Source organism: Protofrankia sp. Cr2 (genome assembly GCF_963555885.1).
Lineage (GTDB): Bacteria > Actinomycetota > Actinomycetes > Frankiales > Frankiaceae > Protofrankia.
In genome coordinates this window covers 60,986-67,089 of the sequence record NZ_CAUVXG010000024.1, presented here as the reverse complement: position 1 = coordinate 67,089, position 6,104 = coordinate 60,986, and the positions used below count along the sequence as shown (strand labels likewise).

General features: G+C 66.7%; 6 protein-coding genes and 1 pseudogene. 4 read left to right on the top strand and 3 right to left on the bottom strand.

The window, feature by feature from the left end; translation table 11 throughout:
- Positions 1 to 328: 328 nt before the first annotated feature.
- Complete coding sequence (locus tag U9978_RS13235; RefSeq protein ID WP_322761401.1) at positions 329 to 934, top strand: hypothetical protein; 606 nt, start codon at positions 329 to 331, stop codon at positions 932 to 934.
- A 36-nt stretch (positions 935 to 970) separates the two neighbouring features.
- Here the strand turns inward: U9978_RS13235 and U9978_RS13230 are convergent, their stop codons facing one another.
- A complete protein-coding gene (locus U9978_RS13230) occupies positions 971 to 1,114 on the bottom strand; it encodes a hypothetical protein (protein WP_322761400.1) in 144 nt (47 codons plus the stop codon).
- A 500-nt stretch (positions 1,115 to 1,614) separates the two neighbouring features.
- Here U9978_RS13230 and U9978_RS13225 point away from each other — a divergent pair.
- Positions 1,615 to 1,833, top strand: a pseudogene (locus tag U9978_RS13225) (VapC toxin family PIN domain ribonuclease); the annotation flags it as partial.
- Positions 1,834 to 1,941: 108 nt separating this feature from the next.
- A complete protein-coding gene (locus U9978_RS13220) occupies positions 1,942 to 3,318 on the top strand; it encodes an MFS transporter (RefSeq protein WP_322761399.1) in 1,377 nt (458 codons plus the stop codon).
- Between the two features lie 141 nt (positions 3,319 to 3,459).
- On the opposite strand, the gene U9978_RS13215 is transcribed toward U9978_RS13220, so the two are convergent.
- Together U9978_RS13215 and U9978_RS13210 are read right to left on the bottom strand one after the other, a co-directional pair.
- Positions 3,460 to 4,536, bottom strand: a complete 1,077-nt coding sequence (locus U9978_RS13215; RefSeq protein WP_322761398.1) for an inositol-3-phosphate synthase — start codon at positions 4,534 to 4,536, stop codon at positions 3,460 to 3,462.
- A gap of 169 nt (positions 4,537 to 4,705) precedes the next feature.
- Positions 4,706 to 5,335, bottom strand: a complete 630-nt coding sequence (locus U9978_RS13210; protein WP_322761397.1) for a PadR family transcriptional regulator — start codon at positions 5,333 to 5,335, stop codon at positions 4,706 to 4,708.
- A gap of 321 nt (positions 5,336 to 5,656) precedes the next feature.
- On the opposite strand from U9978_RS13210, the gene U9978_RS13205 reads away from it, so the two are divergent.
- Positions 5,657 to 6,058 carry a DUF5318 family protein gene (locus U9978_RS13205; protein WP_322761396.1) on the top strand — a complete coding sequence of 134 codons (402 nt, stop codon included), beginning with the start codon at positions 5,657 to 5,659 and terminating at the stop codon, positions 6,056 to 6,058.
- Positions 6,059 to 6,104 lie beyond the last annotated feature (46 nt).

Genomic DNA, 6,104 nt, shown 5'->3' with positions numbered 1-6,104 from the left:
CGAGGCGGTCGAACGTGCTCAACCCTTGCTCCAACCCGTCGATCGTCTGGCCGGCACCGCCCTCGCTGCGAAGCTCGCGGCCCGCGCCGATCCGCCTGCGCCGAGCCCGGCGCGGGCCGCGTTCCCTCAACGACCATCGCCCGGTCAGCGAAAGGTCCGTGGGTCGCAGCAGGCACCATCCCCACCGCCTGCTGACGGACCCTCTCTGGGTCCAGGACCTGCGCGAGGCCGGTAAGGGTTTGCCAACCTCGGGGTCGAGTAGTAACGGATCGGAAAACCGGGGTTACTGTCACATCCGTTGACACCTCCGTTCATGATGGAGGACAGATTGCTCGCCGTGTCCCAGAGCGGGACTCTTTTGTCTGGCTCCGACATGGAGGAGAATGCCCACCGCCACAGTGGCGACTACCAGGCGGTCTGGTGGGTCAACGCCGACAACCTGACGGCGGCAACCACCGGGCTGATCGACTTCGCCGCCGCCCTGTCCCTGCCCATCGACGGGTCACCGGCCACCGTGCTGCGGCTACTGTGGGGCGCGTTAGGTGACCGGACCGACTGGCTGCTGATCTACGACAATGTGAACGACCCGGCCAGTCTCGCGGACCTGCGTCCCCCGGACAGCGGCCGGCTGCTGCTCACCAGTCGCGACCCAACCCTCGGCCATGTCGCAGACTTGGTTGATGTCGGCGAGTTCGACCGCGTCGAGTCCATCGCGCTGCTGCAACGCCGCTACCCGACCCTGTCCGACGCGCATGCAGACCAGGTCGCGGCCGCCGTCGGGGACCTGCCGCTGGCCGTGGAAGAGGCAGGCTGCTTCCTCACCGGAGGTGGCCGGACCGCGTCACCAACCCCGGACTCACCAACCCCGGACTCAGCACCCGGCACCGTCCCGCGGCACTCAGGCCGAGGGGCGGTGCCGGCTGGGCGGGCATAGCCTGTGGAAAACTCGCATTTCTTGTGGACAATTTGCTTACAAGCAGTTCGTCTGCGTTATCCTGATCGCATGGCTACTCCAGAACCGGTCTGCTATGACCTCGAGGTCGTCGTTGACGACCACCTCGTCTCCGAGCTGGAGCGTCACGGCGTCCCGCGAGGCCGCCGCGCGCGTCTCCACCTCGAGCTCGTCCCTGCCTCGTCGGCTCCGGAACCCGACCTTGCTCGTGACCGCCTGGCGTCATTCATCGGAATGATCGACAGTGGCGAGTCGGATCTGGCCGAGAGGTCCAGCGGGATACTGCAGGCAGAATTTGGACGACAGTGATAGTCGACACTGGCCCGCTTGTTGCGGCAGCTGATCGTTCTGATTCCAATCATCACGCATGTTCTGCTCTATTGCGGATGACCGAATTTCCGCTGCTGGTGCCGTCCCCTGTCGTGTCCGAAGTGTGCTACATGATCGGTCGGGTCGGCGGCAGCAAGGCCGAGGCACGATTCCTTCGATTGTTCAGCGCGGGCGCTCTTAGAGCGCCCGGCAATAGGGGACGCGGCGTCGCGGGGCTGGGGCACGCACCTCGCGTCGTTGTCGTCGGTCGGCACCCAACACCTCCGGTGCCTCCCTCCGCCGCCTCGCGATCTACGCACCCCGGCCCCGTTCCTTGATCCACGCCCCTACTGCCGGGCGCTCTTACTTTCACCGAGCTCAACACCACGGATCTTGATCGTATGGCGGATCTCGTTGATCGGTATGCGGACTTCCCGCTCGGTGGGGCGGACGCGTCGGTCATCGCGCTCGCTGAGCGGTTGGGCGTCACGGAGATCGCCACGCTGGACCGCCGTCACTTCGGCGTCGTCCGGCCGAAGCACGTTGAAGCCTTCACCCTCCTGCCGAACTGACCTGCCGAACCGACGTCCACGGTGACGTTGTGTCACATATGAGGCTCAGATGGAGTAGGCGGGGGCACGGCTCGGACGCATGACCGGGTGGGTCCGTAGGCTCATGGTGTGGCGCGGGCCGGAGATCTGCGACAACTGTTCGAGCTGACCGGATTCCGGCGGCTTTTCAGCTCCCGACTGACCTCCCAGACGGCGGATGGGGTCTTCCAGGCGAGCCTGGTCAGCTATGTGCTGTTCTCGCCGGAACGGGCGACATCCGCCGCGGCGCTGGCGACATCGCTGGCGATCGTGGTGCTGCCCTTCAGTGTGATCGGACCGTTCGCCGGGATCCTGCTCGACCGGGTGTCGCGGCAGCGGGTGCTGGTGGTCTGCGCGCTGGCCCGAGCGGTGCTGCTCGGCATCCTCGTCGTGCTGATCGCCGCCGGCCATACCGGTGCCGACTTCTATGCTGCCGCGCTGGCCGTGGTGAGCGTCAACCGGTTTGTGCTCGCCGCGCTGTCCGCGGGCCTGCCGATGGTCGTTCCCGCGGGGCGGCTCGTCACGGCGAACGCCGTGTCGACCACTGCCGGGACACTCGCGACCCTCATCGGCGCCGGTATCGGCAGCGGTCTGCGGGGGTTGATCGGTGGGGACGACGCGGGTGTCGCCTTTGTGGCCGCGCTCGCCGGGGTCGTCTACCTGTTTGCCGCGGGGACCGCCGCCCGCGCGGGTCGGGGTGAGTTCGGCCCCATGCACGCGACGCCCGGGCAGGGCGTTCTCGGCGAGGTCGGGCAGGTGGTCCTGGAACTGGCGGACGGCGCGGGTCACCTGTGGCGGCGGGCGCAGGCCCGGTACGCCTTGGCCGCGCTGACCGGTTCCCGGGCGTCGTATGGTCTGACGTCGGTCATGGCGATCCTGCTCTACCGTAACTACTTCACGGGCGCCGCCGGAGGTCTGGCGGGCCTTGCCCTGCTGGTGGGCGCCGGCGGGTTGGGAACGGTCACGGCCGCCTTCGTGACGCCGCGGGTGACCCGCCGGATCAGTAAGCAGATGTGGATCATCTTCGTGCTGCTCGGCGCGGGGATCATCGAGATCTCCCTGTGCCTGCCGTTCAGCTCGGTGCTGTTGATCGTCGCGTCGGTACCGATCGGGTTCGCCGCCCAGGCCAGCAAGATTTGTGTCGACACGATCGTGCAGGAACAGATCGACGATGCCTACCGGGGGCGCGCCTTCGCCCTCTACGATCTGCTGTTCAACGTCGCCTACGTGGCCGCTGCCGCGCTCGCGGCGATCACCCTGCCGGCCACCGGCAGGTCGGCGGCCATGGTGCTGGTCGCCGGAGTCGGATACATCGTGTGCGCGCTGCTGTACCTGAGCCGACGGACGTCTGACCCGTCTGACCCGTCCGATCTGGACGGCTTCGGGGGAGTGAAGGTCCGCCGGCTGTCGAGCGCCGCAGCGCAGCCGAGCCCGATGACAACGGTTCCCACCAGGACGGCGACCTGACGCCTGAGGCACCTGACCGCGGTCGGACCGCGGTCAGGTGAGCGACGACGAGAGTGGTCCGGCCGCCCCCTCCGGGTGGCCGGACCACTCTCGTACATCCTGGGGCGCTTTGCGCGCCCGGGACGCCTCGCGCGGGCGCTCTTACTCGCCCTCGCCGCGGATGAACGCCTCCAGCTTGTCACGTGCGATGTTGTCGCGGTACTGCTCCGGCGGCGACTTCATGAAGTATGAGGATGCGGCGAGCAGCGGCCCCCCGAGACCTCGGTCAAGAGCGATCTTGGCGCAGCGGACCGCGTCGATGACCACACCGGCACTGTTCGGCGAGTCCCAGACCTCGAGCTTGTACTCCAGGTTCAGCGGTACATCTCCGAACGCGCGTCCTTCGAGGCGGACATAGGCCCACTTGCGATCGTCCAGCCAGGAGACGTAGTCGGACGGGCCGATGTGGATGTTCTCCCGGCCCATGTCGTGGGAGAGCTGGGACGTCACCGCCTGCGTCTTGGAAATCTTCTTGGACTCCAGCCTGTCCCGCTCGAGCATGTTCTTGAAGTCCATGTTGCCGCCGACGTTGAGCTGCATCGTGCGGTCCAGGACAACGCCCCTGTCTTCGAACAGCTTTGCCAGGACGCGATGGGTGATCGTCGCGCCCACCTGCGACTTGATGTCGTCACCGATGATCGGCACACCGGCCGCGCGGAACTTCTCCGCCCATTGGGCGCGGCCCGCGATGAAGACCGGAAGGCAGTTGACGAAGGCGACGCCCGCGTCGATCGCGGCCTGGGCATAGAACGTCGCCGCGTTCTCGGAGCCGACGGGCAGGTAGCAGACAAGGACATCGACGCGGGTTTCACGCAGCGTGGCCACCACATCCACGGGTTCCTCATCGGATTCGGCGATCGTCTCGCGGTAATAGCGACCAAGGCCGTCCAGAGTGTGGCCGCGGGCGACGGTGACGCCCAGCGGCGGCACATCGGCAATCTTGATGGTGTTGTTCTCGCTGGCGACGATCGCCTCGGACAGATCGCGTCCGACCTTCTTCGCGTCGACGTCGAACGCCGCGACAAACTCCAGGTCTCGAACGTGGTACTGGCCGAGCAGGGTGTGCATCAGGCCCGGTACCTGCGCCGACGGCTCAGCGTCGCGGTAGTACTCGATCCCCTGGACGAGGGATGCGGCGCAGTTGCCCACACCGACAATAGCGACACGTACCGAACCCATGACGGTCTGCTCCCTTTGGCTGTGTGTGAAGCGGTGTTGGTTGTGGACGCTGGTGAGTGAGGCGAGGCTGCGGGCTCTGCGGTGACGCCGGATCACCCGGTGGGCGCGACCTCGTCGCCGTTGTCCTCCCGGCCTGGTGGCGTCGGCACAGTGGCCGGCCGGTGCGCGATCATGGCTCCTCCTGCGCACCTGGAGGCCCGATTGATTGTGGAGCTGCGGGCAGGTCTGGTGGCAGCCCCGCGGACACGGCGGTGGGTGGTGGTTGCGTCCGCCCGGTCTCGGCCCGTTCGGTCTCGATCAGTTCGGTCAGCCAGCGGACCTCGCGCTCGACGGACTCGAGGCCGTGGCGCTGCAGCTCGAGGGTGTAGGAGTCGAACCGCTCGCGGGTCCTGGTCAGGGCGGACCGGACCTTCTCGCGCCGTTCCTCCAACCGCCCCCGCCGACCTTCGAGGATGCGCAGCCGGACAGCCGCGTCGGTCTTGCCGAAGAAGGCGAACCGGACGCCGAACATCTCGTCCTCCCAGGAGGACGGTCCGCCCTCGCCGAGCAGGGTGGCGAGGCGTTCCTTGCCCTCGGCCGTGAGAGTGTAGACAACGCGGCTGCGGCCGCCGAGGCGACCCGCGGCAGTGGAGTCGTCGGCGGTGACGTAGCTCTCGGCCGCGAGCTTGCGCAGACATGGATAGAGGGACCCGTAGCTGAAACGGTGGAAGGTACCCAGCACGGTGTTCAGCCGTTTCCGCAGCTCGTAGCCGTGCATCGGACTCTCCGAGAGCAGCGCGAGGACGGCTAACTCCAGCATTGCCGCTCCCTCCACCGTAACCGACCTGGCGGTTGTCTGATCCAGCGAGTGCCTGAACCGATGGTCATGATCTGGCGATTTTGATCTCGTTATGGTGATCTCGTTATGGTGATCTAGCGGTCAGACATATCGCTTCGATACATCGAGGATGCCACTTCGGAGAATCCAAGGCAACAACGGATGTCTGGTGCGGAACGGCGAGATGGTCGGATCGTGTCTCGATGGGCCGTGGCACACCGTGTTCGGAGGGTTCTCCGGCGCTCGGGGCGCATCTGTCCGGACCGTCTGCCGGGTTGCCGCATCCGGCGTACCGTCTTTGCCATGCGTCCACGGTCGGTTATCGACTATGCGCTCGCCCGGCGAGCGACACTCGCTGACCTGCATGCGGGCAGGATGTCGACGACGGACGTCTGTGACGCTCACCCATACCTGATCCGGGCGGCTAGATATCATGGCGAGGCGACCACCCGGCGCTGTCCGATCTGCCGCAACGAACCCTTGATCAACGTCACGTACACCTACGGTGATGAGCTTGGCGTGAACTCCGGGCGGGTCCGGGCCACCAGGGAGCTGTCGGCGCTGGAACAGCGCTTCAGCGAACTGAACGTCTACGTGGTGGAGGTCTGCACCTCGTGTGGCTGGAACCATCTGACCACGTCTTTTGTGATCGGAACGGGCCAACCACGGGCCAGGCGGGGGAGCCGTCGGCGCACGGCAGACTAAGTGGTCGGCGTGCGGAAAGGCCACGATCGCACGCCCTTCGGCCGGG

Coding starts and splice junctions, on each gene's coding strand:
- U9978_RS13215 (WP_322761398.1), bottom strand. CDS start 4,536: ATGGGTTCGGTACGTGTCGCTATTGTCGGTGTGGGCAACTGCGCCGCA.
- U9978_RS13210 (WP_322761397.1), bottom strand. CDS start 5,335: ATGCTGGAGTTAGCCGTCCTCGCGCTGCTCTCGGAGAGTCCGATGCAC.
- U9978_RS13205 (WP_322761396.1), top strand. CDS start 5,657: ATGCGTCCACGGTCGGTTATCGACTATGCGCTCGCCCGGCGAGCGACA.